Source organism: Salegentibacter sp. BDJ18, from assembly GCF_017579965.1.
GTDB lineage: Bacteria > Bacteroidota > Bacteroidia > Flavobacteriales > Flavobacteriaceae > Salegentibacter.
The window spans coordinates 1-1,093 of the sequence record NZ_JAFLQX010000029.1; the positions used below are offsets into that span (position 1 = coordinate 1).

Sequence of the window (1,093 nt, forward strand, 5' to 3'; positions counted from 1 at the left end):
CCGCCAAGGAAGTTATGTTCTTCAGCAGTTACCACACATCCGGTTTTCTTAACCGACTTGATTATGGCTTCTGCATCTAAAGGTTTTATAGTGTGAATATTAATCACATCAGCACTAATTCCTTTTTCTGAAAGTTTTTGAGCTGCCTGTATTGCTTCCCAAACCAAATGGCCGGTAGCAATTATAGTTACATCATCCCCTTCATAAAGTTGAACGGCTTTCCCGATCTCAAATTTCTGATCTTCAGGAGTGAAATTAGCTACTTTTGGTCTTCCAAACCGAAGGTAAACCGGGCCATCGTGCTCGGCGATCGCTAAAGTTGCAGCTTTGGTCTGGTTAAAATCGCAGGTGTTTATTACCGTCATTCCCGGTAACATTTTCATAAGACCAATGTCTTCCAGGATTTGGTGTGTAGCACCATCTTCTCCTAAAGTTACTCCCGAGTGAGAAGCACAAATCTTTACGTTTTTCCCTGAGTAAGCAATAGATTGACGAATCTGGTCGTAAACCCTTCCTGTTGCGAAATTGGCGAAAGTTCCTGCAAATGGAATCTTCCCACCTATGGTAAGACCGGCGGCCATTCCCATCATATTGGCTTCGGCAATTCCTACCTGGAAGAAACGCTCTGGATTTTCATCTATAAAATCCTGCATTTTAAGTGAGCCAACCAGATCGGCACAAAGTGCTACCACGTTAGGATTGGTTCTGCCAAGCTCGGTAAGTCCCGCACCAAAACCGGAACGGGTATCTTTTTTTCCTGTATCTGTATATGTTTTCATTCTAAATTTCTTTGTCATTTCCGCGAAGGCGGAAATCTATTTTAATAATCTCCTAAAGTTTCAGGATTTTGTGAAAGCGCAGTTTCTAATTGCTCATCGTTAGGCGCTTTTCCGTGCCAGGCGTGGGTGTGCATCATAAAATCTACACCATTACCCATAACGGTAGTCATAAGTATACAAACCGGTTTTCCTTTTCCGGTACGGGATTTGGCTTCGGTTAATCCATCGATTACCTGTTGCATATCGTTACCATCTTCAATCTCCATTACATCCCAACCAAAAGCTTCAAATTTAGCTTTTAGGTTACCCATTGG

Annotated in this window: 1 protein-coding gene and 1 pseudogene; both read right to left on the reverse strand. The window is 42.5% G+C overall.

Features of this window, described 5'->3' with window-relative positions:
* Positions 1-779 (reverse strand): transketolase C-terminal domain-containing protein (locus J0871_RS16985; RefSeq protein ID WP_208226395.1); only part of this gene is annotated, 779 nt, incomplete at its 3' end.
* Between the two features lie 41 nt (positions 780-820).
* Positions 821-1,093, reverse strand: a pseudogene (locus J0871_RS16990) (transketolase); the annotation flags it as partial.